We start from the raw sequence: 24,526 nt of genomic DNA, 5'->3' as shown, positions 1-24,526 counted from the left end.
GACTCTCAGAATAGTAGATCCTCGGCCTCTGCTTCATTTGCAACACCTCCGCTGCTTGCGCAGATTCTAGTGTGTTGCATCGACCGGTTGAATCCGCAACCGGTTAGGGTCGTTCAGACCCGTTCGCGTCGCGCCACAACTGCCGTTCGCGGCCGCGTACAAGTCCTGACGTCGAGATCTGCACGGGACCGCGAAATAAACCCTGTCTTTCACCACTACGATCGTCTGCACGAATTCATGCGTTGCACAACACGTGAACTTGACCGCAAGCACGGCGACGGCGGCTTGTAGCGCGACATCTTCATCTTGACCGACGGCTCACGACACCCTGCGCCGCATCCCCCGCACCTGCAGCCAAATGGCGGATATCAGGAAATAAAGCGCACCCACGCCCGCATAGCCGGCGATCTTCACGATCGCGGGCGGCATCGGCGTGTGGCTTTGCAAAATGAAGAACAACCCGGCCAGCGCCGATTGCGCACCGCTCAGCACCATCACCCACTGTGCGCCGGCATGCTTCCAGCGCCGTACGGCAGTGCCAAGCTGCAGCGCGCCGGACAGAATCGCCCACACGCCGAACACCGCAAGTACCGCGGGCAGGCCCGCACTCAACGCCGGAAATACCGCCAGTGTCGTGACGGCGCTGATCGCGACGTTCACCGCCTGCGTGCGGTTTGCCGCCATCCCGCCGCTGCGGGACAGGTCGACGAAGTTGGCGAGCGCATCCCAGGCCGGATAAACGACCAGCAGGACCGCCGCGCCGGCCGCGCTCTGCCGGCCGACGGAAAACGCCAGCGCGACCCAGATCAGCGAGAACACCGCCCGGGAAAAGTAGTACCGTTTCAGCCAGTGTTCGTCGGCAGGGGCGTGGAATTCGGGGTAGCGATCAGTCATTTGCACTCCTTGTTACATTGAATCGTCGTTCCGGCCCGCATGCACGGTTTCCACCACGCGAATGCGGCTCCAACCGGATCTCCAGTGCGCCGAGTATCGCAATCGTCCGCGCCTGCCGCCATCGGTCAGATGTCCGATGGCGAAGTCCACCGGTTGCTCGCACCGATGCGAGCGAACATCGCACCGCGTTGGCCGCGACGTGCCGCCGACACGCATGCTCATGCACGCCGCGACGCCGTCGCGTATGATCGTTTTCCCGTCCTCGCGAATGTCTCCGCCCACCCGATGCCCGACGCCGAAGCCCGTCACGCCCCGCTGCGCATAGTCGACGCCGTACGCGCGCTGGCCTTCATCGGCGATCTCAGCATGGGCCAGCCGACCGACCATTCGCCGCGCACCGGTTGGCTGTCGGCGCAGCTCGCGCACACGGCACGATTCGATGCATCGGTCTGCGACACGGCCCGCGAGGTGGCGCTGTTGCGCTGGTCGGGCTGCACGGCGAACGCGGCGGGCTTCGCGCAGATATTCGGCGACGACGTCGCGATCCGCGCCGCAATGCTCGCGAGCCAGCCCGGCATGGCAGAAGCGATCGGCGGCGCGGGTGCCGCGCTGATCCCGCTCGCGCAAATCCATTGCGAAGTCTCGGGCGAAGTTGCTCGAATACTCGGTCTGTCCCGCGCGACGGAAACCGCGCTACGGCACATTTTCGAAACCTGGGACGGCAACGGGCTGCCTGCGCGGCTCGTGCGCGAACAGGTGCCGCCCGCCGTGTCGATCGTCGCGCTGGCGGGCGACCTCGACGTGTTCAGCCGCACGTACGGTATCGAACGGGCCGTCGAATTGATCGGCCAACGCGCGGAGTCGCGCTATCCGGCCGTGCTCGTCGAGATGGCTGCGCGCGACGCACCGCGCTGGCTCGCGGCGCTCGAGCACATGGCGCCCGCCGACGTGGACGCCGCATTGGCCACCCCGGACATGCAGGGCGCGACGTCCGCCGAATTGATTGCGGACGTCATCGATCTGAAATTGCCGTGGATGACGGGTTTTTCGCGTTCGGTCGCCGCGACGGCCGCCGCGTGTTACGGCCGTCTGTCGCCGGACGAGGCCGCGCGCGAACGCGTGTACCGCGCCGGGCTGATTCATGGCATCGGCAGGGCCGCGGTGCCGAACGACGTGTGGAATCTGCCGACGCGGCTGCCTGCGAGCGCGTGGGAGAAGGTGCGACTCGTGCCGTACTGGACCGAGCGCGCCGGCAGGCAGACCGGCGCGCTCGGCGAAGCCGCGGTGCTTGCGTCGTATGCGTACGAGCGGCAGGACGGCTCGGGCTACTTCCGCGGCGCGCGCGATGCGGCGCTGACGCTGGAAGCGCGCGTGCTGGCGGCGTCGCTGGCGTGGGTCGCGTTGCGCTCGGCGCGTCCGTGGCGCGCGGCGCTGAGCGATGCGGCCGCCGCCGGCCAGTTGCAGGAAGAAGCGGCGTGCGGCCGGCTATGCGGCGAAGTGGTGGCCGCGCTCGTGACGGGCGGAGCGCCGCCCGTGCTCCGGCGCATCGCAACCGGCGCGTCGGCCGCTGGCCCGCGCCTGTCCGCGCGGGAAATCGACGTCCTGCGGGCAATCTCACGCGGCGCGAGCAACAAGCAGGTCGCACAGGCGCTCGCGATGAGTCCGAGCACGGTGCGCACCCATGTCGAGAAAGCGTTCCGCAAGCTCGAATGTTCGACACGCGCTGCGGCGACCCTCAAGGCATCGACGCTCGGGCTGCTCTGATGCGCTCCGCGACGCGGATTCGCTTTCGTGTGTACGCGGACGCTCACGGCCGTTTGCGTTCCGGGCCGAAGCCCGGACGGCCGGCAGCCCGCATCGACGTGTGCGCGGCGGGCGCGCGTGCCAGCGAGATGCCCAGCGCGGCGCCGACAGCGAGGAACACCGAGATCGACAGCAGTGCGACGATGAACGCGTGCGCGATGGCCGCCGGCTCCTGGTGCGTGCCGAGCGTCGTATAGAAAATGCCGCCGATGATCGCCACGCTGAGCGACGTGCTGACCTGCAGCGTCGAGCTGGCAATGCCGGCGATCATGCCCGACAGCGCCGGTGCGACGCGCCCCGTCACCATGCGCATCAGCGTCGGCAGCGCGAGCCCTTGTCCGAAACCGATGACGAAGAGAGCGGCGGCGAGCGGCACGGCAGCGAGCGGCATCCCGACCGGCGTGGCAGCGATCAACCACGCGAGGCCGACGAGCCCGACGATCTCCAGCCCCATGCCGAACGGATTGACGTAAGCGCCGATGACACGCGAGCAGAGGGGAGTCGACAACGGGCCGAGCAGGAACCCGACGCCGAACGGCAAGAACACGAGGCCCGCGCTCAGCGCGTCGACGTGCAACGCATTCTGCAGATACACCGAGAACAGCAGGAAGAACGCGCCGATCGAGTACAGCAGCAGCGCGATCAGCAACGCGCGGCCCAGCCCCGGTGCGCGCAGCGCGGCCGGATCGAGCAGCGGTGCGCCGTCGCGGCGGCCGAGCCGGCGCTCGTAGCGCCAGAAGAACGCGGCGAGGGCCGGCACCGCGAGCAGCGACACCCATGCCCAGACGGGCCAGCCTGCTTCGCGCCCCTCGATCAGCGGCACGATCAGCGCGCCCAGCGTCAGCATCGACAGCGCGGTGCCGCCGAGGTCGAGTTTGCGCGCATGCTGCGCACGCGTTTCCTTCAACAGCGGAATCCCGAACAGCACGACCAGAATCGCCAGCGGCAAGTTGACGAGGAAGATCGTGCGCCAACCCAGGTTCAACAGGTTCAGCGAGATCAGGATCCCGCCCAGCGCCTGCCCGACCACGGCGGCGAGGCCGAATACCGCGCCGTACAAGCTGAGCGCGAGCGGCTTTTCCGCTTCGGGAAAGATTGCCTGGATCGAAGCGAGCGCCTGCGGCGCCATGATCGCGGCCGTCACGCCCTGCAACGCGCGACCGACGATGAGCGTCCACGGCGAACTCGCGAGGCCGCACAGCGTCGAGGCGATCGCAAAGCCGATCAACCCGAGGAAAAATACGCGGCCGCGGCCGAACAGGTCGCCCAATCGCCCGCCGGTGATCAGCGTCACCGCGTACAGCCCCGCATACGATGAAATGACGAGTTGCTCGGCGGATGACGACGCGCCCAGTTCCGCGCGGATCGACGGCAGCGCGACATTGACGATGAAGAAATCCAGCGGCGGCAGAAACGCGCCGACGAGCAGGACCGCAAACATCGCCCAGCGGCGCGGGTCGGGTGAGACGGGGTCATTCCGTGACATGGACGGCTCTCCATACGGAACCATTCGGTTCCAAATTGGGTAAAAAAATATCAGTCGAGGATGCGCATCGTGCGGTCGACCAGCGCGAGCATGTCGTGCTCGGACACACCGGTTTTCCCCAGCACGCGCATGCCCTCGATCTGGCAGACGAGCAAACGCGCCAGCACCTGTTCGTCCTGCTCAGGGATCTCGCCGCTCGCCTGGCCGCGGACGATCGCACCGGCATAGAGCTGTTGCAGGCGTCGGAACAGGCGCCCGGTGCGTTCCGCGACGTCCGCGTCGCGCGCGGCCAGTTCGGTGGTCATCGCGACCGCGAGACATCCGCGCCGGCCCGCGTCGCCGACGGACAGGCGCGCGTAGCGCAGCAGCGAATCGCGAATCGCATCCTTCACGGCACCGGGTTGCGACAGGATGTCGGCGGTCGCCTTGAGCCCGTCGGCCATGTACAGGTCGAGCGCCGCCAGCAGCAGCGCCTTCTTGTCGCCGAACGCCTTGTACAGGCTGCCGCGCGACAGGCCGGTGCCGGCCATCAGGTCGGGCAGGGACGCGCCCTCGTATCCGCGGTCCCAGAAAACGTCCATCGCGTCGCGCGCGGCATCGCCAAGTTCGAATTCGCGCGGACGGCCCACGCCAGCCGGATGTGCCATTGATCGGTTTCGCAAACGATGCGGTGCCTGAAGTTGGATTCATTATATGGACCGATCGGTTCCGATGTCAACGCGTGGATGTCGACGGGCGGGGCGATGGCCGCCCCCGGGTGCCGCGCACCCGTCGCCGGCCACCGGACCGTTCACGCGCCCGACAGCCCGACGCACACCGGCGGCGCACGATCGGCCCACGGCGCGGCGCGTTCGAGCTGGGCGGCGAGCGAGAACAGCAGCGATTCCGCGCCGAATGCCGCCGCGAACTGGCTGCCGATCGGCAAACCTTGTTCGTCCCAATAAAGCGGCACCGACATCGCGGGCTGGCCGGTCGCGTTGAACCACGCGGTGAACGGCGAAAACCGATGCGACCGATCGATGACGTCGCTCAACGATTGCGCGTCGTCCACCGTCGCGAGTGCGGCCGGTGCGAGCGGCGGCATCGCGAGCGTCGGCGTCAGCAACACGTCGTAGCGCTCCATCAACCTGCCGAACGTCCTGCCCAACGCATGGATCCAGTCGACCGCGCCCGCGTACTCGGCGCCGCTCACGTTGCCTTTTTCGCGCACGATGATGCGGGTACGCGCCTCGATTTCGTCATCGCGTACCGGCGCGTGTCGCTGAGCGCCGATCGTGTCGAGCAGCGCGCGCGTTTGCGCGCCGATGATCGTGAACACGTGGCCATAGAAAGCGGCCGAATCGACGGGACTGTCGAGCGGCTCGACGTCATGTCCGAGCGAGCGCAGCAACGCGACCGTATGGTCCAGTGAGGCCCGGCATGCCGGATGAAGCGGCCAGGGCGGCGCGTGCTCGATCACCGCGATTCTCAGCGGCCCGGGATCGCGCTGCGTGGCCGCGAGAAACGTGTCGGCCTGGTGCGGCGACGCATAGGGCGCGCCGATATCGGCGCCGGCGGTCAGGTCCAGCAGCGCGGCGCTGTCGCGCACCGAGCGCGTGATCGCGTGGTTGATGCCCATGCCGGCCCATCCCTCGCCGATCATCGGGCCATTCGGCGTTCGGCCGCGCGTCGGCTTCAACCCGAATACGCCGCAACAGGAAGCGGGCACCCGCAACGAGCCGCCGCCGTCGTTGCCGTGCGCGAACGGCAGCACGCGGGCGGCGACGAGCGCCGCCGCGGCGCCGCTCGAACCGCCGGCGCTCACGTGCGGATGCCACGGATTGCGCGTGACGCCGAAACGCGCGGACGACGTGCAATAAGACGTGCCCAGTTCCGGCGACAACGAGGTTCCCGCGATCGGTATGCCGGCCCGCCGCAGCCGCGCCACGAGTTCGCCGTCGAAGTCCGGCCGGTAGTCGCCGAACAAAAACGATCCGTTCGACATCCGCGCGCCGCGCACGGGCATGAACAGGTCCTTGATCAGCGTCGGGACGCCGGCGAGTATGCTTTCGCGCCCGGTCACGGACGACGCGGCCTGTCTCGCCGAGTCGTCGAGTCGTTCCGCCACGGCATTCAGCGCGGGGTTGAGCGTATCGAGACTGGCGAGCACGGCGTCCAGCAATTCGGTCGGCCGGACTTCTTTTGCACGGACGAGCGCTGCGAGCGCGATGCCGTCGTGCGTGGCGATGAGCGTCTGAAAATCTTTCATGGGTCTAGGGTTCGGGAACGGGAAAACGTGAATGGGTCATGCGTCGTCGCGACGGCGAAGCGCCGGCAACAACCACGACAACGCGGTGACGGCCGTGCCCGCCGCAATCGCGAACACCGCTGCGCGCAATCCGCCGAATGCCTGCGCACAGCCGAGCACGACGAGCGGGCTGACGAACTGGCCCAGATAGAGCGCGGCCGTGAAACCGCCGAGGCCGCGGCCGCGCATCGCGAGCGACAGCGTGCGCATCAGCGGCAGGATCGCATTGGGCACCAGCATGCCGCCGCCGAAGCCGTGAATCACGACCGCCACGACGATGGCCGGCACCGTATGCGCGCGGGCCAGCGAGAACAGGCCCGCCGCGAGCAGCGCCAGGAGCACGACGTTGACGAAGCGGCGGCCGAGCGCGTCGCGCAACCATGGCCACGCGATCGAACCGGCCAGCGTCGACAGCAGGCCGACGCCCGCGACCGCACCGATCATCGTCGACGAGCGCTGGCCGATGTCGACCATCAGCTGCGGCATCTGCACCGGCACCACGAACGAACTGACCATGCCGATGCAGATCAACCCGTAGCCGACCGCGAGCGTCGGCGCGAGCCGGTTGCCGGCCGGCGGCGTGTCGCTGTCGGCCGGCCCGGCGGGCTGACCGTCGCGCAGCGGTTCCCATAGCACGGTCGCAATCGCCGGCACGAGCAGGATCGGCAACAGGTAGAGATAGAACGGGTAGCGCCACGCGTGCTCGCCGGCCGCACCGCCGAGCACGAAAAACACCGTGCCGACGATACCTATCGTGACGACCTGCCGGTTCACGTAGCGCACCCGTTGTTCACCATGCCAGTAATCGCCGATCAGCGTCGTGCAGCAGGTCATCACGCACGCTTCCGCCGCGCCGAGCGCGAGCCGGCACACGAGGATCGCGGCGAGGCTGTCGAGCCACGCCGGCGCCGCGCCGACGAGCCCGTACACGAGCGTCGCGAGCAACAGCAACATCTTGCGTCCGACGCGATCGGCCAGCCAGCCGGCGAGCGGCGCGCACAGCGCGATCGCGAGCGCGGGGCCCGTCGCGACGAGCGGCACGAGCGCGGCCAGGCGCGGATCGGCCGGCACGAATTCGGCCGCGAGTTTCGGCAGGATCGGCGCGATCATGACCGCGCCCATCACGGTGAGACTGCTGCCGAGCAGCAGCACGGCGCCCTGGCTGGTACCGGCCTGCCGGGCGGCACGCGGGTAGGCGGGTGCGGATTGCGTTGAAGAAAGCGGATTCATCGACGGCTCCCGAATCGGAACATCAGAACGACAGCGCGGCGCGCAGCGCGACCTGGCACCCCTGCGCGCGGTTCTGCGCGCCGAATTCCTTGTACGCATGCAGCCAGACCGCGGGCTTGCCCGGCTCGACGTAACTGATCGCCGGGCCCAGCGCATTCACGCGCGCGCGGTTGCCGTCGATGGTCGGGCCGTGGTCGTTGCTCAACTGCCGCTCGATGTAGCCGCCCAGGCCCGCCGTGAACGGGCCGATGTGCTGGCCGAGCGCGAATTCCTGGCGGAACCCGGTGCCGCTGCGATAGTTCGTTGCGCGGTTCGTCGTGTTCTGATCGATCTCGATGCTGGTCGAGATTTCGAATCCGCTATCGGTGATGTACGTCGCGCCAATGATCGGCGAGAAGGTCCAGTGGTTGACGCCGGGATTGAAGAGGCGGGTGGCGCGATACGCGCCCGTCGGCGCCTGCACCTGCAGCGCGACGTTGACGAACAGGTTCGGCGAGGTCCATGCGAGGATCAGCGGCTGGAAGTCCGCATCGCCGATGTTGGTCGGATCGGCCGACATCGCGAGCGTGCCGGCCGGCGTCGGCACGTTCACGTGGCCGTTCAGGTTGAGGAACGGCACGACCGCGCCGAAGCCGACGTTCGCGCCGAACAGTTTCGCGTTCGTCATCCGGATGTACGCGAGGCTCCAGGACGCGACCGTCAGCGAGAAGTCGACGTTGCCGCCGTTGCGGATCGTGCGGGTCGAGTAGTACGCGAAGCGCGTGGCGAGCGTGCCGTTCGGCGTGGGCGGCGGCGTGATGCCCGCGCCGAAATCGAATACGCCGAACGGCGTGATCGGACCGTCGTTCTCGAGCGCGTGGGCGTGCTGGCACGCGAGCGTGGCCGCCAAGGTGCCGATCGCGACGGCGGTGGTGCGTGTGCGGCAGCGCCGCACGCCGTGCGGACGTCTGAGGATTTCCATCGTGCCGTTCCCCGTACAGTTGAAATGTGTACGGAGTCTAGGAACGTCAAAATCGCGGCGTTATCCGCTTTTGGTAATTATCGCGGCGGGCGTTTGAGCGTGTCGGACGGCAGTTCGCCGAACAGTTCCCGGTAGTGCGACGCGAACCGGCTCAGGTGCCAGAAACCCCAGCGGCACGCGACGTCGCTGACCGACGCGCTCGCCGGGGAATGTTCGCGCAGTTCGCGGCGCACCGCATTCAACCGCAGCACGCGCAGGTACCACGCGGGGTGCGTGCCGAGGATTTCCTCGAAGCAATACTGCAATTTGCGCCGGCTCGCGCCGACTTCGCGGCATACGTCGAGTACCGTCAACGCCACATCGGGCCGCGCCGCGACGAGTTCGCGCACGCGATCGACGACGCGGTGCCGCGCGGATGGATCGAGCCGCACGGGGCGGCCGGCCGCCTCCGTCGCGTGCACGAGTTCGACCAGAATGGCGTCGCGCAGCGACTTGCGCGTTTGCGGCCGCGTGAGCGGGCGCTCCGGCGTATCGGCCGCGTCGAAGCCGGCCGTCAGCAACGAGGTCAATGCGTGATGGCGCGCGGCGGGCACCCGCAGGATGCGGGTATCGTTTGACGATACGCGGTCGCCGTCTTCGTCCCGATCGCCGAGCCATGCCAGCTGGCGCAGCGTGTCGCTGGGCACCGTCAACAGTACGACGTCCTGATGGTCGGGCGTGCGCAGTTCCGGCAGCGAGGTGCCGCTAGAGACGAGCAAGGCCTTGTCGCGCAGCGGCGCGCCGCCGCAGAAGCCTGCGCCGGCGGTTTCCAGCGGGATGCTGAACGACGTGCTGCCTGCGCATTGGTCGCCGCGCTTGAGCAGCGCGCGGTTCACGCGTTCGCGCAGCAACTGCATGCCGTCGAAGCGGATTTCATGCAGCGTGCCACGGAACGGCCCGGGCGACAGCTGATCGAGCCGGATCGACCAGCCGTGCGTGCATTCCGCGTGGGTATCGACATCCTCGCTGGCGAAGCGCCGGATCAACGGCAGCGCGTCAGGCGCGGTGTCGGCAAGGCTTGCGGCGGACGACAGCGGAGCGGAATGCATGGCGAGTGGGGCGGTGGACGAGGCGTCCGCCGACAATGCGCACACAAATTCCGGTTGGCAATGCGTTTTTACCCGGGGCCGCGCATCGGGCGCGGATGATTCGTCATGACGCCCGCACCGGCCGCCTCGTTGCGCCCGTACCCGCAAGGAAACGCCAGCGGGAGCGGAACGCGCAACGAAAAATCAGACTCGCGGCGTCACCGGTCAGTCAAGCCCGCCCTGGCACAGATACTTGATCGACAGATAATCGTCGAGCCCATAACGCGAGCCTTCGCGACCATAGCCCGATTCCTTCACGCCGCCGAACGGCGCGGCCTCGCTCGCGAGCGCGCCTTCGTTGATCCCGACGATGCCCGTTTCGAGCCGCGCCGACACGCGCGCGATGCGCCGCACGTCCTGCGTGTAGAAATACGCGGCGAGCCCGAACGGTGTGTCGTTCGCGGCATCGACCGCTTCATCCTCGGACGCGAAGCGAAACAGCGCGGCGACGGGGCCGAAGGTTTCCTCGCAGGTGAGCTGCATGTCGGCGGTGGCATCGGCGAGCACCGTCGGCGCGTAGTAGTTCGCGCCGAGTTCGGTCAAGCGCTTGCCGCCCGTCAGCACGCGGGCGCCGCGTTCGACGGCATCGCCGACGTGCCGCGCGATCTTGTCGACCGCGCGCGCGTTGATCATCGGGCCGATCTGCGCGGCCGGGTCGGTCGCCGGCGCGACCTTCAGCGCGGCGACGCGCGCGGCGAGCTTCGCGGCGAATGCGTCGTAGACGCCAGCCTGCACGTACACGCGATTCGGCGACACGCAGGTCTGCCCGCCGTTGCGGAACTTGGCGGCCATCAGCCCGTCGACCGCGGCATCGAGCTCCGCATCGTCGAACACGATGAACGGCGCATTGCCGCCCAACTCCAGCGACAGCTTCTTCAACGTCGCCGCCGATTCGCGCGCGAGCAGCTTGCCGACCGGTGTCGAGCCGGTGAACGTGATCTTGCGCACGCGGCCGTCGGCGAGCCAGTCGGCCGCGGCCTCGACGCCGCGTTCGCGCGACGCGGTAATCAGGTTCAGCACGCCGGCCGGCACGCCGGCTTCCTGCGCGAGAAACGCGAGCGCGAGCGCGGTCAGCGGCGTGTCCTCGGCCGGCTTCGCGACGACCGTGCAACCGGCCGCGAGGGCAGGCGCGATCTTGCGCGCGATCATCGCGAGCGGGAAATTCCACGGCGTGATCGCGGCGACGATGCCGATCGGCTCCTTCACCGCGCTGAGCCGCTTGCCGCGCTGCTGCTGCGGGATCAGGTCGCCGTACGTGCGCGTCGCTTCCTCGGCGAACCACAGCACGTACGACGCACCGTACGCGACTTCGCCGCGCGCTTCGGCCAGCGGCTTGCCCTGTTCGCGCGACATCAGCTTCGCGAGATCGTCGGTGTGCGCGACGATCGCCGCATGCCAGGCACGCAGGATCGCGGCGCGTTCGCGCGCGGGCGTCGCGCGCCACGCGGGCAGCGCGCGGGCCGCCGCGTTGGTCGCCGCGCGGGCGTCGGCGGCGCCGCTATCGGGTGCGTGGGCAACGGTCTCGAGCGTGGCCGGATCGGTGACGGCGAAGCGGCGGCCGTCGAGCGCATCGCGCCAGGCGCCGTCGATCAGGTTGGCGGTGCGAACGAGTTCGGTACGGGACAGCGTAAGCGGCATGACAGTTCCTTGAATGAAGCGGTTCGACGGCAACGACAGCGACAACGACGGCGGAGCGGGCGCGCGACGACCCCACGCGGACAGCGGGCTGCCGCGTTCAGGGGTGTCGCGCGTACGTCAGTGACGTTCGCCGAACAGCGATTCGAGCGGGTAGTGCCGTTTGACGAACGGCGATTTGATGATCACGTAACTGAAATACTTCTCGATGCCGATGTTCTGCTCGAGCAGCCCTTCGACGATCGTCTGGTAATGGCTCACGCTGCGCGTGATGAACTTCAGCAGATAGTCGTAGCCGCCGCTCGCGAGGTGGCATTCGACGATCTCGTCGACGTTGCGGATCGCCGCGACGAAGCGGTCGAAATCCTCGCGCCGGTGGTCGGCCAGCGTGACCTCGGTAAACACGACCTGCACGTCGCCGAGTTTTTCGAGCTGGATGTGCGCGCCGTAGCCGCCGATGTAGCCGGCCTTCTCGAGCCGCTTCACGCGGATCAGGCATGGACTGGGCGACAGCCCGACCGCATCGGCCAGCTCGACGTTGGTCATGCGGCCGCGCTTCTGCAACTGGGAGAGGATGCGCAGGTCGATGCGATCCAGCTTGCTGTCCGTCATGTTCACGTGAGAAGGCAAAAATGGAATGTCCGGTTACTTTAGAGTCGAACGATGGCGGCCACAAGCCCGGCTTTCCCTTGTCCGGTCAGGCCGGCTGCGCGTGCGCGGCGTCGAGCGCGCGCTGCACGCCCGCATCGGCCAGCACGTCGTCGAGCGTCTTGCGCACGCGTTCGAACAGCAGGTCGAACTCGCCGGCGGTGAAACTCAGCGCCGGCGCGAAGCCGAGCACGCCGTCGCCGAACGCACGGAACACCACGCCGTTCGCGTACGCGGCGGCCGCGATCTTGTCCGGCACGTTCAGCGCCGCGTCGAAACGCGTCTTGTGCGCCTTGTCGGCGACCAGTTCGAGCGCGCCGAGCAGGCCGACCGAACGCGCGTCGCCGACGAGCGGATGCGCGCGCAGCGCGTCGAGCCCCGCGGCGAAGCGCGGCGCCAGCGCCTGGCCGTTCGCGAGCAGCCCGCCTTCGTGATAGAGCTTCAGCACCTCGAGGCCGATCGCGGCGCTCACCGGGTGCGCGGAATACGTATGGCCATGGCCGACCACCGGCGCATCGGCGCGGTCGCCCGCGATCCCTTCGTAGATTTCGTCGGACATCAGCACGGCGCCCATCGGCGCATAGCCGGCGGTCAGGCCCTTCGCGACCGTCATCAGGTCCGGATCGACCTGTTCGGCCTCGCAGGCGAACAGCGGGCCCGTGCGGCCGAAGCCGGTGATCACCTCGTCGGCGACGAACAGGATGCCGAGGCGCCGGCACGCGTCGCGCATCGCCTTCAGCCAGCCGGCCGGCGGCACGATCACTCCGCCGGAACCCTGCACGGGCTCGCAGAAGAACGCGGCGACGTTGTCCGCGCCGAGTTCGGCGACCTTCGCTTCGAGCGCGGCGACCGACGCGGCGATCAGCGCCTGCGGATCGTCGCCGAGCGGATGGCGGTACGGGTAGGGCGACGGAATATGGTGCTGGTCCGCGCGCGGCAGGTCGAAATGACGGTGGAACGCCGGCAGCGCGGTGAGGCCGGCGCCGACCGACGACGAACCGTGATAGCCGCGTTCCAGCGCGATCATCTGCTTCTTCGACGGGCGGCCGGTCGCGTTGAAATAATGCGTGATGAAGCGGATCGCGGAATCGACCGCGTCCGAGCCGCCGAGCGTGAAGTACACGCGGTTCAGCGACGGCGGCGCGAGCGCGGCGAGCCGTTCGGCGAGTTCGATCGCCGGCTGCGAGCCGAAGTGGAAATAACCGGTCGCGTAGGGCAGCTTCGCCATCTGGTCGGCGGCGGCTTTCACGATGCTGTCGCGGCCGTAGCCGACGTTCACGCACCACAGGCCCGAGAACGCGTCGAGCAGCGTGTGGCCCGCGGCGTCGCGCAGGAACACGCCGTCCGCGGATTCCAGCACGGTGACGCCGCGCGCCTCGTGCGCACGGTAGTTGACGACGGGGTGGATCAGATGTTGACGATCGGCTTCGATCAGCGCGGCTTGGTTCATGGGAAGGCGGGACTCTCGTCAGGTGTCAGCGGTGAGTTCATGCTAACGGGCGAGAATTCCGCATGCGTCTTCAATTTGCGGCCTGAAACGTATGCGCGCGGCGTTTGTGCGGGGCGCTTCGGCATTTTCTGCTGCGCGCCCGGCGGGCCGGGCGCGCGTCAGGTCAGTAGCCGCGCGTGCGATCGACGACGCCGATCATCGGCTGCCCCGCGCGATGGCGCGCGAGGTTCGCGAGCACCGCGTCGACCGCGGTGTCGGGCCGCGTCGCGCTGGCGATGTGCGGCGTGATGCGAATGCGCGGATGCGTCCAGAACGGATGGCCGGCCGGCAGCGGTTCGGGGTCCGTCACGTCGAGGATCGCGCTGTCGACGCGGCCGCTCGCGAGCGCCGCGAGCAGCGCGGCTTCATCGAGCTGCGGGCCGCGCCCGACCTGCACGAGCGACGCGCCGGCCGGCAGCGCGTCGAACACGCGTGCGCCGAGCAGCCCGCGCGTGCTGTCGGTGAGCGGCAGCAGGCAGATCAGGATGTCGGTGCGGGCGAGGAACGCGTCGAGCGCCGCATCGCCCGCGTAGCAGTCGACGCCGTCGAGCGTGCGCGGCGTGCGGCTCCAGCCGGCGCACGGGAAACCGAAGCGCCGCAGCGTGTCGAGCACGGCCTGGCCGAGCGTGCCGAGCCCGAGTACGCCGACGCGCCGCGACGCGGCTGCGCGCACCGGATGCTCGCGCCACACCTGGTCGCGCTGCTGCGCTGCATAGTCGAACAGGTCGCGATGGATCGTCAGCACGGCCTGCGTCACGTATTCGACCATTCCTTCGACGATGCCCGGCTCGATCATCCGCACGACGGGGATGTGCGAAGGCACGCGCGACAGGTCGAACTGGTCGATGCCGGCGCCGACCGAGAACACGACTTCGAGATTCGGCAGCAGCGCGACCGGATCATCCGGCGGCTGCCACGCGGCGAGATAGCGGACGGCTTCGGCGTCGCCGAGGTCCGGCCAGATCCGGAACGGCAGATCGGGCGCCTGTTGCGCGAAGCGCGCCGCCCACTGCGCGCCGCGCACCGGGTCGGCCTTGTAGAGAAAGCTCATCGTGCGCTCCGGCTCAACCGAGCGCCTGGTTCACGATCGCGAACGCGCGCAGCACCGGGTCGCGTTCGGGCGTCGCGCCGCGCGCCATCGCGACGACGGTGTCGACGCGCGGCAGCCCGAGCCCCTGCAGCCAGTCGGACAGCCCGCTGTCGCCCGGCACGTCGAGCCGCACGAACATGCCCTCGTGCAGCGCGAGCCAGTGACTGATCAGCGCCTGCGCGCGCAGCGCATCCGGCGCGACCACCGGGCCGATCACGTGGCCGCGGCCGAACCGGCGGAACAGCGCGAAACCGAGCAGTTCGCCGTCGCGGTCGAGCGCGATCCCGTTCGCGACGTCGAGCAGCGCTTCGATCACCGCACCGCGTTCGTAGCCGGCCGCGCGCGACGCGAGCGCCGCGAGGCGCGGCCCGTCGTTGGTGCCGAGCGGGCGCAGGCGCTCGCCCGGCGGCAGCGAGATCAGCGGAGGCTGGAACGCGGCGCCCTGGTGCTGATCGATCGTATCGATCACGTCGAAACCGAATTTCGCGTACAGCGGCTCGCCTGCCGGCGTCGCATGCAGAAAAATGGTCCGCGCGCCGAGGCTGTCGACCACGCGGGTCATCAGCTCGCGCCCGATGCCGCAGCCCTGGCGCTCGGGCGAGACGATGACCATGCCGAGCGACGCGTGCGATTCGTCGAAGCGCCAGCCGAACGCGGTACCGACGACGCCGGTTTCGTCTTCGGCGACGAAGCCGCCGCCGAGCTGGAACGCGAAGCGCCAGTCGTCGAGCCGGTGCGGCCACTTGACCGCCTCCGACAGTCGATGGGCGGCGGGCAGGTCGGTTTCGGCGAACGGGCGATAGATGAGCGTGCGGGAAGGATTGAGGTCGGACACGCCGGACTCCGGATCGGTGGGAATGATCCGTTCACTCTGCCAGCGCGGTGGCGGCACGGATAGGACGATTCGCCTGTTTTCCGGCGGCGGCGGGCGCTGGCGCACGATCGACGCAAACCCGCGCGATCGGCGCGCACGAACGCTCGGATCGTGCCGGCGCGGCCGGTCAATCCGACAACGTCTGCTGTGGGAATGCCACTAGGATGAATGCACGGCGGCGCTGCCTGCCGGAGGGCCGCACCGGCAGGCGAGCCCGCTGGGGTGGCGCCGCACCCCGCCCGATCGCGCCGCAGATCGTGCTGCATGCGGCGGGCAACACGCGGCGATTCTGCGTTTTGAGCGGCGCCGAACGATGCGCGAACGACTTTTTGCCCTGATTCAATTTCGTTAAACCCAGCCCATCCCCGGCCCTGCCGGGGCTTCACACCGACAGGACGTCACCATGATCCAGTTTGAACCGAAGTACATCACCTTCGACTGCTACGGCACGCTGACCCATTTCCGGATGGCCGAGACGGCGCGCGAAATCTATGCGGACCGGCTGTCGCCGGCCACGATGGAGGCCTTCGTGCGCGCGTTCGCCGCCTATCGGCTCGACGAGGTGCTCGGTGCGTGGAAGCCGTACCGCGACGTCGTCGTCAACTCGGTCCGCCGCACCTGCGCGCGGCTCGGCGTGAAGTTCGACGAAGCCGAGGCCGAGCTTTTCTATCATGCGGTGCCGACGTGGGGCCCGCACCCGGACGTGCCGGCCGGGCTGTCGCGGCTGGCGTCGAAATACAAGCTCGTGATCCTGTCGAACGCGATGGACGAGCAGATCATGAGCAACGTCGACAAGCTCGGCGCGCCGTTCCACGCGGTGTTCACCGCGCAGCAGGCGCAATCGTACAAGCCGCGGATGCAGGGCTTCGAATACATGTTCGACAAGCTCGGCTGCAAGCCCGAGGACGTGCTGCACGTGTCGTCGAGCCTGCGCTACGACCTGATGACGGCCGAGGATCTCGGGATCAAGCACAAGGCGTTCGTAAACCGCGGCCACGAGCCGGGCACGCCGTTCTACAACTATTACGAAGTGTCGGACATCGGCCAGCTCGCGACGCAGCTCGGGCTGTAAGCCGGCTGCGCCGGCAGATCCATCGAACGCGTGACGGGACGCGGCCGCGATGCCGGCGCGTCCCGTCACGCGTTCGTTCAGCGCACGAAACGAGGGTAATTACCGATATTGAGTTATTCAAGGCGGGGCCGCCCGGGCCGATATATGTACCGAACGGTTAATATTTCGAGGCCCCCGCATGAAGTTGTCCACCAAACTGCTGATGCTCGTCGCCGCGGCGCTGCTCGGCGTCGTCCTGCTCGCCGCGTTGTCGCTGCACACGCTGCGCGACGCGCTGATCGACAGTCGCCGCGAAGAGATCGTCATTCTGCTGACCAAGGCCGAGCATCTGGTCGATTCGTATCGCGCGCTGCAGACGAGCGGCACGCTCACGCAGGAGCAGGCGCAGCAGCAGGCCAAGGCCGCGCTGTCGGCGCTCAACGCGAATTCGAAGAGCTACTTCTGGGTCACGACCTCCGACGGCGTCAACCTCGTGCACCCGAACGCAAAGTTCATCGGCACGCGCGCGAAAGGCAACCGCACGACCAGCGGCATGACCGACAGCGAGGCGTACCGCGCGGGGATGGCGCAGGCGCACTTCGCGCTCGTCGACGTGCTGATCAAGCGCAGCCCCGACGCGGACCTGGAGCCGAAGCTGCAGGGCGTGGTCGCGATTCCGGACTGGAACTGGTGGATCGGCACCGGATTTTTCTACGATGACATCAACGCGGCGTTTGCGCGGCTCGCGATGGTGCTCGGCGCCGTCGCGCTCGTCATCGCCGCGGCGCTGGCGGCGATTGCATGGGGCGTGCTGCGCAGCGTCAGGCGCACGCTGGGCGGCGAACCCGCGCATGCGACGCAGATCGCCGCGCGCATCGCCGCCGGCGAACTGGACGTGCAGTTCGATACGGCGCACGCCGCGCCCGGCAGCCTGCTCGTCGCGCTGGGCGACATGAAGGCGCGGCTGACCGACACCATCGCCGAGATCCAGACCACGACCCACTCGATCGCCACCGGCACCGGCGAGATCGCGCAAGGCAACCTGGATCTGTCGCAGCGCACCGAGCAGCAGGCCGCGTCGCTGCAGGAAACGGCCGCGAGCATGGAGCAGATCACGTCCACGGTCAAACAGAACGCCGACAACGCGCGCCAGGCGAATGCGCTCGTGGCCCAGGCGAAGGATGCGACCGAACTCGGCGGCGCCGCCGTGCAGGCCGTCGTCGAAACGATGCGGCAGATTTCGGATGGATCGGTGCGGATCGCGGACATTACCGTCGTGATCGAAAGCATCGCATTCCAGACCAACATTCTCGCGCTCAACGCCGCGGTGGAAGCCGCGCGGGCCGGCGAGGAGGGGCGCGGGTTCGCCGTCGTCGCGTCGGAAGTCCGTTCGCTCGCGCAACGCAGCGCCGCCGCCGCGAAGGACATCAAGGGATTGATCGACGCGTCGGTCGAGCGGGCCGGCAGCGGCAGCCGGCTGGTGGAGACGGCCGGCGAGCGGATGACGGAGATCGTCCGGTCGATCGACCGGGTGGCCGACATCATGGGCGAGATTTCGGCGGCATCGGCCGAGCAAAGCACCGGCATCGAACAGATCGGGCTGGCGGTCGCGCAAATGGACGAAGTCACCCAGCAGAACGCCGCGCTCGTCGAGCAGGCGGCTGCGGCCGCCTCGTCGCTGGACGAGCAGGCGGCGCGCCTGCGGGCCGCCGTATCTGTGTTCCGGCTCGCTGCGTGACGGCTTCGCGCCGTCCGCCCGCGGCCGGCGCATCATCCTGCCTCTCGGGCGCCGCGCTGGCGGCTGCCCGGCGTGCGCGCCGACATGCCGGTGATGCACGCGTCGCCGCACGCAGGCGCGGCGCCTGACGGCTGCACGGGCCCGGTTGCTGGGCAATCCCGTCCCCTTCCCGTCTTCCCGCCAAGCCGTTCCGATCGAGCGGCATTCCTCTGAACTTTCCTGTGCGACGTCCCGTCGCGATCCCCACCGTCGACGCCCGTGCATGCGGCGATCTGCCGCACTGCGCCGCTCGTTTCGGCCGTCGTCGGCGGTCGCACATGCATTCGACACAAACGTGCGGTTTGCGTGAGCCAAACGCGCGCCGGATGCCGAACGGGCAATTTTGTCGGCGCAATCTGCGGCGGCTGCGGCCTTACGATTTCCTGCATCGACACGGATTCGGCAACCACCGCGACACGCCGCCGGGCCAACGGCGACACGTGCGCGCACGCAGCAATTCATGCTGCGCGGGCGGCCCAAAACGGTCGATTCGTATCGTGCGGGGCGCCCGAATCGCGACAAACCGCATTTTGGCGATGCTTAAATGAATTGCATGTGTACGACGTCGCGCCCGCCACCAGCAAGCGGGCGCGGCGCGATTGAACAACCACGCTGGACCCTTGGACCCACTTCCCACAGTCAGGAGCAGTTCGGATGAGCGACGATATCGACAACGGCGGCAAGGGCGGCTTCACGCGCCGCGACATGATGAAGGTCATGGCGGCGGGCGGCATGATGGCCGCCGGCGCCGGCGGACTGCTGATGACCCCCGATTCGGCATTCGCCGCGCCCGCGCCGAAGCGCGGCGGCAAGATCCGGGTTGCGAACGAATCCGGCTCGACGGCCGATACGCTCGACCCGGCCAAGGGCTCGACGGGCGCGGACTACACGCGCTTCTTCATGTTCTACAGCGGCCTCACGCAGCTCGATGCGAGCCTGACGCCGCAGATGAACCTCGCCGAGTCGCTGCAGACGACCGATGCGAAGACCTGGATCATCAAGCTGCGCAAGGGCGTCACGTTCCACGACGGCAAGCCCGTCGGCCCGGCCGACGTGGTGTATTCGCTGATGCGCCACAAGAACCCGGCCACCGCGTCGAAGGTGAAGCCGCTCGCCGAACAGTTCGCCGACGCGAAGGCGACCGGCCCGGACGAAGTCACGCTGACGCTCGCGAGCGCGAACGCCGATCTGCCGGTGATCCTCGCGACGCCGCAGCTCGTGATCGTCAAGGACGGCACGACCGACTTCTCGACCGGTATCGGCTGTGGCCCGTACAAGCTGAAGTCGTTCAAGCCGGGCGTGTCGACCGTCGGCGTGCGCAACGACAGCTACTTCAAGCCGGGCAAGCCGTATCTCGACGAGATCGAGCTGATCGGCATCAGCGACAGCGCCGCGCGCCTGAACGCGCTGCTGTCGGGCGACGTGCACCTGATCAACGCGATCGATCCGCGCTCGACGCAGCGGGTCTCGTCGACGCCGGGCTACGCGCTGAAGGAAACCAAGTCGGGCCTCTATACCGACCTGATCATGCGCAGCGACAACCCGATCGTCTCGAGTCCCGATTTCGTCGAAGGGATGAAGTACCTGTTCGATCGCGAGCAGCTCCGCACGGCGGTGTTCCGCGGCTACTCGGTGATCGGCAACGACCAGCCGATTCCGCCGGGGCATCGCTACTTCAACGCGTCGCTGCCGCAACGGGCGCACGATCCGGACAAGGCGAAGTTCCTGTTCCAGAAGGCGGGGGCGCTCGGCGCCACGTTGCCGCCGATCTATGCGACGTCCGACGCGAACGGGTCGATCGAAATGGCCGTGCTGCTGCAGCAGGCCGGCCAGAAGATCGGGCTGAACCTGCAGGTCAACCGCGCGTCGCCCGACGGCTACTGGTCGAACCACTGGATGAAGCATCCGCTCACGTTCGGCAACATCAACCCGCGTTCGAGCGCCGACGTGCTGTTCACGCAGTTCTTCAAGTCGGATGCGCCGTGGAACGAGTCGGGCTGGAAGAACGCGAAGTTCGACCAGTTGCTGCTCGCCGCGCGCTCGGAAACCGACGACGCGAAGCGCAAGCAGATGTACGGCGACATGCAGGTGATCGTCGCGCAGCAGGGCCGGGTCGGCATTCCGGCGTTCATCAGCTTCCTCGACGGATACGACAAGCGGCTCGCGGGCCTCGGTTCGATCCCGACCGGCGGGATGATGGGCTTCATGTTCGCCGAGAACGTGTGGTGGAACGCATGACGTCGTGGCTGGCCGCCGTCGCGCGGCCGGTGCGGACTTCCGCGCCGGCCACGCGCGGTTTTTTCGGGAGTGCTGCTCCATGAACCGAATTCTCATCGGGCTGATCGGCCGGCGCATCGCGGTCACCGCGCTGACGCTGCTGATCGTGTCCGCGATCATCTTCACGATCACGAACCTGCTGCCGGGCGACGCCGCGCAGGCCGCGCTCGGCCAGTCGGCGACGCCGGAGACGGTCGCCGCGCTGCGCCAGCAGTTCGGTCTCGACATGCCGGCGCACGAGCGCTACCTGCACTGGCTCGGCGGGCTGCTGCACGGCGACTTCGGCCGATCGTTTTCCGGCGACATGCCGGTGTCGGAACTGATCGGCGGGCGCCTGCCGAAGTCGCTCGCGCTGGCGGCGATCACGACTGCCGTATCGGTGCCGATCGCGCTGTTGCTCGGGATCCTCGCGGCGGTCAAGCGCGAGTCGGTGATCGACCGCGTGATCAGCCTCGGCACCCTGTCGCTCGTCGCGACGCCGGAATTCCTGATCGCGACGGTCGCCGTACTCGTGTTCGCGGTGAAGCTGCACTGGCTGTCCGCGCTGTCGTACAGCGGCCCGATCGAAAGCCTGCACGATTTCCTACGTGCGTATGCGATGCCGGTCCTGACGCTGTGCGCGGTCGTGATTGCGCAGATGGCACGCATGACGCGCGCCGCGGTGATCGAGCAGTTGAGCGCGTCGTACGTCGAGATGGCCGTGCTCAAGGGCGCGAGCCCCGCGCGCGTCGTGCTGCGCCATGCGTTGCCGAACGCGATCGGCCCGATCGCCAATGCGATCGCGTTGAGCCTGTCGTATCTGCTCGGCGGCGTGATCGTCGTCGAGACGATCTTCAACTATCCGGGCCTCGCGAGCCTGATGGTCGACGCCGTCAGCAACCGCGATTTCCCGCTGGTCCAGGCGTGCACGCTGATCTTCTGCGTCGCTTACCTGACGCTCGTGCTGTTCGCCGACCTGTGCTCGATCGTGTCGAACCCGCGACTGCGCACCTGAGTGTTTCGTCTTTCTTCCGAGATGCCGCCCATGCAACCGATCGAACCCGTACAACGCAGCAGCGCGCTGCCGCCCTCCGGCGACCCGCCCCTCGGGCGGGGCAGCATGCCGCCTGCCGCGCCTGCCCCCGACCAGCCGCGCAAGCGCCGCACCGCGCGCATCGCGTTGACGACCGGCGGCCGCGTCGGCCTGTCGATGGCCGGCCTGATGCTGTTCGTCGCGGTGTTCGGGCCACTGATCGCGCCGCACGACGTCGGCGCGATCGTCACGCCCGACGTGTTCGCGTCGTTCAGCGCGAAGCTGCCGTTCGGCTCCGACTTCCTCGGCCGCGACATGCTGAGCCGGATCCTGTACGGCACGCGGCTGACCGTGCTGCTCGCGCTGGCCGCGGTGCTGCTCGCCGCGGTGACCGGCACGACGCTCGGGCTGCTCGCGACCGTGTCGGGCCGCGCGGTCGACGAGACGATGAGCCGGCTGCTCGACGCGCTCACGTCGATTCCGTCGAAGATGTTCGCGCTGATGTTCGTCGCCGCGTTCGGCTCGTCGCTGCCGCTGCTGGTCCTCACCGCCGCGGTTAGCTACATGCCCGGCTCGTACCGGATCGCGCGCGCGCTCGCCGTCAACATCAGCACGCTCGAATTCGTGCAGGTCGCCAAGGCGCGCGGCGAAAGCGCGCTGTACATCGCGTGCGTCGAGATGCTGCCGAACATGATCCACCCGATGCTGGCGGACACCGGGCTGCGCTTCACGTTCGTCGTGCTGCTGCTGAGCGGCCTGAGCTTTCTCGGGCTCGGCGTGCAGCCGCCGTACGCGGACCTCGGCTCGCTCGTGCGCGAGAACATCGCGAGCCTCGGCGACGGCTCGGCCGTCGCGATCATGCCCGCGGTCGCGATCGCGATCCTGACGGTGGGCGTCAACCTGTTGATCGACGGTCTGCCGCATCGCGGCCGCCGCAAGGGCGCGGCCGGCGCCGCCGGAGGACACTGATGCGACACGAATCGAATCCGCTCGTCGAGGTGCGCGGGCTGCGCGTGGTCGGCGGCCGGCCGGGCGGCGACGAAACGACGATCGTCCACGGCGTCGACTTCGACATCGGGCGCGGCGAGGTGCTCGCGCTGATCGGCGAATCGGGCTCCGGCAAGACGACGATCGCGCTGTCGCTAATGGGCCATGCGCGCGCCGGATGCCGGATCGCCGGGGGCTCGGTGAAGCTCGACGGCACCGACGTGTGCACGCTTTCCGCGGCGGCGCTGACCGCGCTGCGCGGCCGCAAGGTCGCGTATATCGCGCAGAGCGCGGCCGCCTCGTTCAACCCGTCGCGTACGATTCTCGACCAGGTGATCGAGAGCGCGCTGATCCACAAGACGATGACGAAGCGCGATGCGCAGGCGAAGGCGATCGAGCTGTTTCGCGCGCTCGCGCTGCCGGAGCCGGACACGATCGGCAAGCGCTATCCGCACCAGGTATCGGGCGGCCAGTTGCAGCGGCTGATGGCCGCGATGGCGCTGATCACCGATCCGGAACTGGTGATCCTCGACGAGCCGACCACCGCGCTCGACGTGACCACGCAGATCGACGTGCTGCAGGCGTTCAAGAGCGTGATCAAGCGCTACGGGATGAGCGCCGTGTACGTGTCGCACGACCTGGCCGTGGTCGCGCAGATGGCCGACCGGATCGTCGTGCTGAGCGACGGCGTGATCCGCGAGGCGGGCGATACCGAACAGATCCTGCATGCGCCGACGCACCCGTACACGCAGAGCCTGATCGCGGCGGTCACGCCGAACGACGCGGAGCGCGACGCGCAGGCGCAAGCACAGGAGCCGGCCGCGCCGGCGCCGCTGCTCGACGTGCGCGGCGCGATCGCGGGCTACGGCGGCCGCGCCGCGAACGGCTGGCCCGCGAAGGTGATCCTGCATGAAGTCGACCTGCGCATCGGGCGCGGGCAGACGGTCGGCGTGATCGGCGAATCGGGCTCCGGCAAGACGACGCTCGCGAAGGTGATCGCGGGCCTCGTGCCGGCGACCGGTGGCGAGATCCTGCTCGACGGCGTGCCGCTCGCACGCGATATCGTCAAGCGCACCAAGGAGCAGCATCGCCGCGTGCAGATCGTGTTCCAGAACGCCGATACCGCGCTCAACCCCGTGCATACCGTCGAGCGCACGCTCGCACGACCGCTCGCGTTCTACCACGGGATCAAGGGCGCACGAGCCCGCCAGCGCGTCGCGGAGCTGCTCGAACTCGTGCGGCTGCCGCCGGCGGTGGCCTCGCGGCGTACCGGCGAGCTGTCGGGCGGGCAGAAGCAGCGCGTGAACCTCGCGCGCGCGCTCGCGGCCGAGCCCGACCTGATCCTGTGCGACGAGGTCACGTCGGCGCTCGACACCGTGGTCGGCGCCGCGATCATCGAGTTGCTGCGCGACCTGCAGGCGAAGCTCGGCGTGTCGTACGTGTTCATCACACACGACATCGCGAAGGTGCGCGCGATCAGCGACGACATCGTCGTGCTGTATGCGGGCCGCCGCGTGGAGACGGGCAGTCGCGACGCGCTGTGCGCGCCGCCTTATCACCCGTATTCGCACTTGCTGGTGTCGTCCGCGCCGGAGTTGCGCGCGGGCTGGCTCGACGATGCGGTCGAGCGTTGCCACCGGCCGCTGGTGCCGATCGGCGAGCGCGAGAACGAGGACGAGCTGTGTCCGTTCCTGTCGCGCTGCGCGATGCGCGTGGACGGCGTGTGCAACCGGACGGCCCCGTCGCTGCGCACGCTCGGCAACGGCGCGCAGGTGCTGTGCCATCGCAGCGAGGAGGATCTCGCGCGCTTCCAGGCGGAGCCGATTCCCGCCGGTGTCACGCCGGTGCAGCTGTAGTACGTGGCGCGCGAACCGTTCATCGCGCGGTGCGGTGGACGG

The 24,526-nt window shown here is 68.5% G+C and carries 20 protein-coding genes; 7 read left to right on the top strand and 13 right to left on the bottom strand.

Going from position 1 to position 24,526, the window contains the following annotated elements; translation table 11 throughout:
• Window positions 1-318: 318 nt before the first annotated feature.
• Together HWX55_RS32395 and HWX55_RS32390 are read right to left on the bottom strand one after the other, a co-directional pair.
• Window positions 319-894 carry a DUF308 domain-containing protein gene (locus HWX55_RS32395; protein ID WP_175978682.1) on the bottom strand — a complete coding sequence of 192 codons (576 nt, stop codon included), beginning with the start codon at window positions 892-894 and terminating at the stop codon, window positions 319-321.
• 12 nt (window positions 895-906) lie between these two features.
• A complete protein-coding gene (locus HWX55_RS32390; RefSeq protein WP_175978634.1) occupies window positions 907-1,281 on the bottom strand; it encodes a hypothetical protein in 375 nt (124 codons plus the stop codon).
• Between HWX55_RS32390 and HWX55_RS32385 the strand changes: the two genes are divergently transcribed.
• Window positions 1,180-2,658, top strand: a complete 1,479-nt coding sequence (locus HWX55_RS32385; RefSeq protein ID WP_175978681.1) for an HD domain-containing phosphohydrolase — start codon at window positions 1,180-1,182, stop codon at window positions 2,656-2,658. The two genes, HWX55_RS32390 and HWX55_RS32385, sit on opposite strands and share 102 nt — an antisense overlap.
• Before the next feature lie 43 nt (window positions 2,659-2,701).
• Here HWX55_RS32385 and HWX55_RS32380 read toward each other — a convergent pair whose 3' ends face one another.
• The 11 genes from HWX55_RS32380 to HWX55_RS32330 form a co-directional block, all read right to left on the bottom strand.
• Window positions 2,702-4,183: an MFS transporter gene (locus HWX55_RS32380; protein ID WP_175978680.1), complete on the bottom strand. Its 1,482-nt coding sequence runs from the start codon at window positions 4,181-4,183 to the stop codon at window positions 2,702-2,704.
• Window positions 4,184-4,233: 50 nt separating this feature from the next.
• The gene (locus HWX55_RS32375; protein ID WP_175978679.1) at window positions 4,234-4,830 is read right to left on the bottom strand and encodes a TetR family transcriptional regulator; all 597 of its coding nucleotides are present in this window, start codon (window positions 4,828-4,830) and stop codon (window positions 4,234-4,236) included.
• Window positions 4,831-4,973: 143 nt separating this feature from the next.
• On the bottom strand, window positions 4,974-6,431 hold the full coding sequence (locus HWX55_RS32370) for an amidase (RefSeq protein WP_175978678.1): 1,458 nt from the start codon (window positions 6,429-6,431) through the stop codon (window positions 4,974-4,976).
• Window positions 6,432-6,467: 36 nt separating this feature from the next.
• Window positions 6,468-7,700: an MFS transporter gene (locus HWX55_RS32365; RefSeq protein WP_175978677.1), complete on the bottom strand. Its 1,233-nt coding sequence runs from the start codon at window positions 7,698-7,700 to the stop codon at window positions 6,468-6,470.
• A 22-nt stretch (window positions 7,701-7,722) separates the two neighbouring features.
• Window positions 7,723-8,661, bottom strand: coding sequence for a transporter (locus HWX55_RS32360; RefSeq protein ID WP_175978676.1), 939 nt, complete (start codon window positions 8,659-8,661; stop codon window positions 7,723-7,725).
• 77 nt (window positions 8,662-8,738) lie between these two features.
• Window positions 8,739-9,749, bottom strand: coding sequence for a helix-turn-helix domain-containing protein (locus HWX55_RS32355; RefSeq protein WP_175978675.1), 1,011 nt, complete (start codon window positions 9,747-9,749; stop codon window positions 8,739-8,741).
• A 204-nt stretch (window positions 9,750-9,953) separates the two neighbouring features.
• Window positions 9,954-11,426, bottom strand: a complete 1,473-nt coding sequence (locus tag HWX55_RS32350) for an NAD-dependent succinate-semialdehyde dehydrogenase (protein ID WP_175978674.1) — start codon at window positions 11,424-11,426, stop codon at window positions 9,954-9,956.
• A gap of 117 nt (window positions 11,427-11,543) precedes the next feature.
• Window positions 11,544-12,035: a winged helix-turn-helix transcriptional regulator gene (locus HWX55_RS32345; protein WP_006749694.1), complete on the bottom strand. Its 492-nt coding sequence runs from the start codon at window positions 12,033-12,035 to the stop codon at window positions 11,544-11,546.
• Window positions 12,036-12,120: 85 nt separating this feature from the next.
• Window positions 12,121-13,521: an aspartate aminotransferase family protein gene (locus tag HWX55_RS32340; RefSeq protein WP_175978673.1), complete on the bottom strand. Its 1,401-nt coding sequence runs from the start codon at window positions 13,519-13,521 to the stop codon at window positions 12,121-12,123.
• A gap of 163 nt (window positions 13,522-13,684) precedes the next feature.
• Window positions 13,685-14,611, bottom strand: a complete 927-nt coding sequence (locus HWX55_RS32335) for a glyoxylate/hydroxypyruvate reductase A (protein WP_175978672.1) — start codon at window positions 14,609-14,611, stop codon at window positions 13,685-13,687.
• A 13-nt stretch (window positions 14,612-14,624) separates the two neighbouring features.
• Entirely contained in the window at window positions 14,625-15,485 is an 861-nt protein-coding gene (locus HWX55_RS32330) for a GNAT family N-acetyltransferase (RefSeq protein ID WP_175978671.1), read from the bottom strand.
• Between the two features lie 442 nt (window positions 15,486-15,927).
• Here HWX55_RS32330 and HWX55_RS32325 point away from each other — a divergent pair, with 442 nt between their 5' ends.
• From HWX55_RS32325 to HWX55_RS32300, 6 genes are all read left to right on the top strand, one after another.
• Window positions 15,928-16,596 carry a haloacid dehalogenase type II gene (locus HWX55_RS32325; protein ID WP_124637576.1) on the top strand — a complete coding sequence of 223 codons (669 nt, stop codon included), beginning with the start codon at window positions 15,928-15,930 and terminating at the stop codon, window positions 16,594-16,596.
• A 178-nt stretch (window positions 16,597-16,774) separates the two neighbouring features.
• Window positions 16,775-18,313: a methyl-accepting chemotaxis protein gene (locus HWX55_RS32320; protein ID WP_124592803.1), complete on the top strand. Its 1,539-nt coding sequence runs from the start codon at window positions 16,775-16,777 to the stop codon at window positions 18,311-18,313.
• A gap of 693 nt (window positions 18,314-19,006) precedes the next feature.
• Entirely contained in the window at window positions 19,007-20,590 is a 1,584-nt protein-coding gene (locus HWX55_RS32315) for an ABC transporter substrate-binding protein (RefSeq protein ID WP_175978670.1), read from the top strand.
• A 79-nt stretch (window positions 20,591-20,669) separates the two neighbouring features.
• Window positions 20,670-21,623 carry an ABC transporter permease gene (locus HWX55_RS32310; protein WP_175978669.1) on the top strand — a complete coding sequence of 318 codons (954 nt, stop codon included), beginning with the start codon at window positions 20,670-20,672 and terminating at the stop codon, window positions 21,621-21,623.
• Between the two features lie 30 nt (window positions 21,624-21,653).
• Complete coding sequence (locus tag HWX55_RS32305) at window positions 21,654-22,610, top strand: ABC transporter permease (RefSeq protein ID WP_175978668.1); 957 nt, start codon at window positions 21,654-21,656, stop codon at window positions 22,608-22,610.
• The gene (locus tag HWX55_RS32300; RefSeq protein WP_175978667.1) at window positions 22,610-24,484 is read left to right on the top strand and encodes an ABC transporter ATP-binding protein; all 1,875 of its coding nucleotides are present in this window, start codon (window positions 22,610-22,612) and stop codon (window positions 24,482-24,484) included. The genes HWX55_RS32305 and HWX55_RS32300 overlap by 1 nt, the downstream gene beginning before the upstream one ends.
• Window positions 24,485-24,526 lie beyond the last annotated feature (42 nt).

This window comes from Burkholderia sp. BCC1047 (assembly GCF_902833155.1).
In the GTDB taxonomy this organism is placed as follows: domain Bacteria; phylum Pseudomonadota; class Gammaproteobacteria; order Burkholderiales; family Burkholderiaceae; genus Burkholderia; species Burkholderia sola.
Note: the sequence above shows the minus strand (reverse complement) of the source record. Positions and strands in the feature narration are given on the sequence as shown.

Bases quoted from the DNA above. Each gene is read 5' to 3' on its own strand.
- HWX55_RS32350 (WP_175978674.1), bottom strand. From the start codon at position 11,426: ATGCCGCTTACGCTGTCCCGTACCGAACTCGTTCGCACCGCCAACCTG.
- HWX55_RS32340 (WP_175978673.1), bottom strand. From the start codon at position 13,521: ATGAACCAAGCCGCGCTGATCGAAGCCGATCGTCAACATCTGATCCAC.
- HWX55_RS32365 (WP_175978677.1), bottom strand. From the start codon at position 7,700: ATGAATCCGCTTTCTTCAACGCAATCCGCACCCGCCTACCCGCGTGCC.
- HWX55_RS32380 (WP_175978680.1), bottom strand. From the start codon at position 4,183: ATGTCACGGAATGACCCCGTCTCACCCGACCCGCGCCGCTGGGCGATG.
- HWX55_RS32355 (WP_175978675.1), bottom strand. From the start codon at position 9,749: ATGCATTCCGCTCCGCTGTCGTCCGCCGCAAGCCTTGCCGACACCGCG.
- HWX55_RS32345 (WP_006749694.1), bottom strand. From the start codon at position 12,035: ATGACGGACAGCAAGCTGGATCGCATCGACCTGCGCATCCTCTCCCAG.
- HWX55_RS32375 (WP_175978679.1), bottom strand. From the start codon at position 4,830: ATGGCACATCCGGCTGGCGTGGGCCGTCCGCGCGAATTCGAACTTGGC.
- HWX55_RS32385 (WP_175978681.1), top strand. From the start codon at position 1,180: ATGCCCGACGCCGAAGCCCGTCACGCCCCGCTGCGCATAGTCGACGCC.
- HWX55_RS32315 (WP_175978670.1), top strand. From the start codon at position 19,007: ATGAGCGACGATATCGACAACGGCGGCAAGGGCGGCTTCACGCGCCGC.
- HWX55_RS32395 (WP_175978682.1), bottom strand. From the start codon at position 894: ATGACTGATCGCTACCCCGAATTCCACGCCCCTGCCGACGAACACTGG.
- HWX55_RS32360 (WP_175978676.1), bottom strand. From the start codon at position 8,661: ATGGAAATCCTCAGACGTCCGCACGGCGTGCGGCGCTGCCGCACACGC.
- HWX55_RS32390 (WP_175978634.1), bottom strand. From the start codon at position 1,281: ATGGTCGGTCGGCTGGCCCATGCTGAGATCGCCGATGAAGGCCAGCGC.
- HWX55_RS32300 (WP_175978667.1), top strand. From the start codon at position 22,610: ATGCGACACGAATCGAATCCGCTCGTCGAGGTGCGCGGGCTGCGCGTG.
- HWX55_RS32325 (WP_124637576.1), top strand. From the start codon at position 15,928: ATGATCCAGTTTGAACCGAAGTACATCACCTTCGACTGCTACGGCACG.
- HWX55_RS32305 (WP_175978668.1), top strand. From the start codon at position 21,654: ATGCAACCGATCGAACCCGTACAACGCAGCAGCGCGCTGCCGCCCTCC.
- HWX55_RS32320 (WP_124592803.1), top strand. From the start codon at position 16,775: ATGAAGTTGTCCACCAAACTGCTGATGCTCGTCGCCGCGGCGCTGCTC.
- HWX55_RS32335 (WP_175978672.1), bottom strand. From the start codon at position 14,611: ATGAGCTTTCTCTACAAGGCCGACCCGGTGCGCGGCGCGCAGTGGGCG.
- HWX55_RS32310 (WP_175978669.1), top strand. From the start codon at position 20,670: ATGAACCGAATTCTCATCGGGCTGATCGGCCGGCGCATCGCGGTCACC.
- HWX55_RS32370 (WP_175978678.1), bottom strand. From the start codon at position 6,431: ATGAAAGATTTTCAGACGCTCATCGCCACGCACGACGGCATCGCGCTC.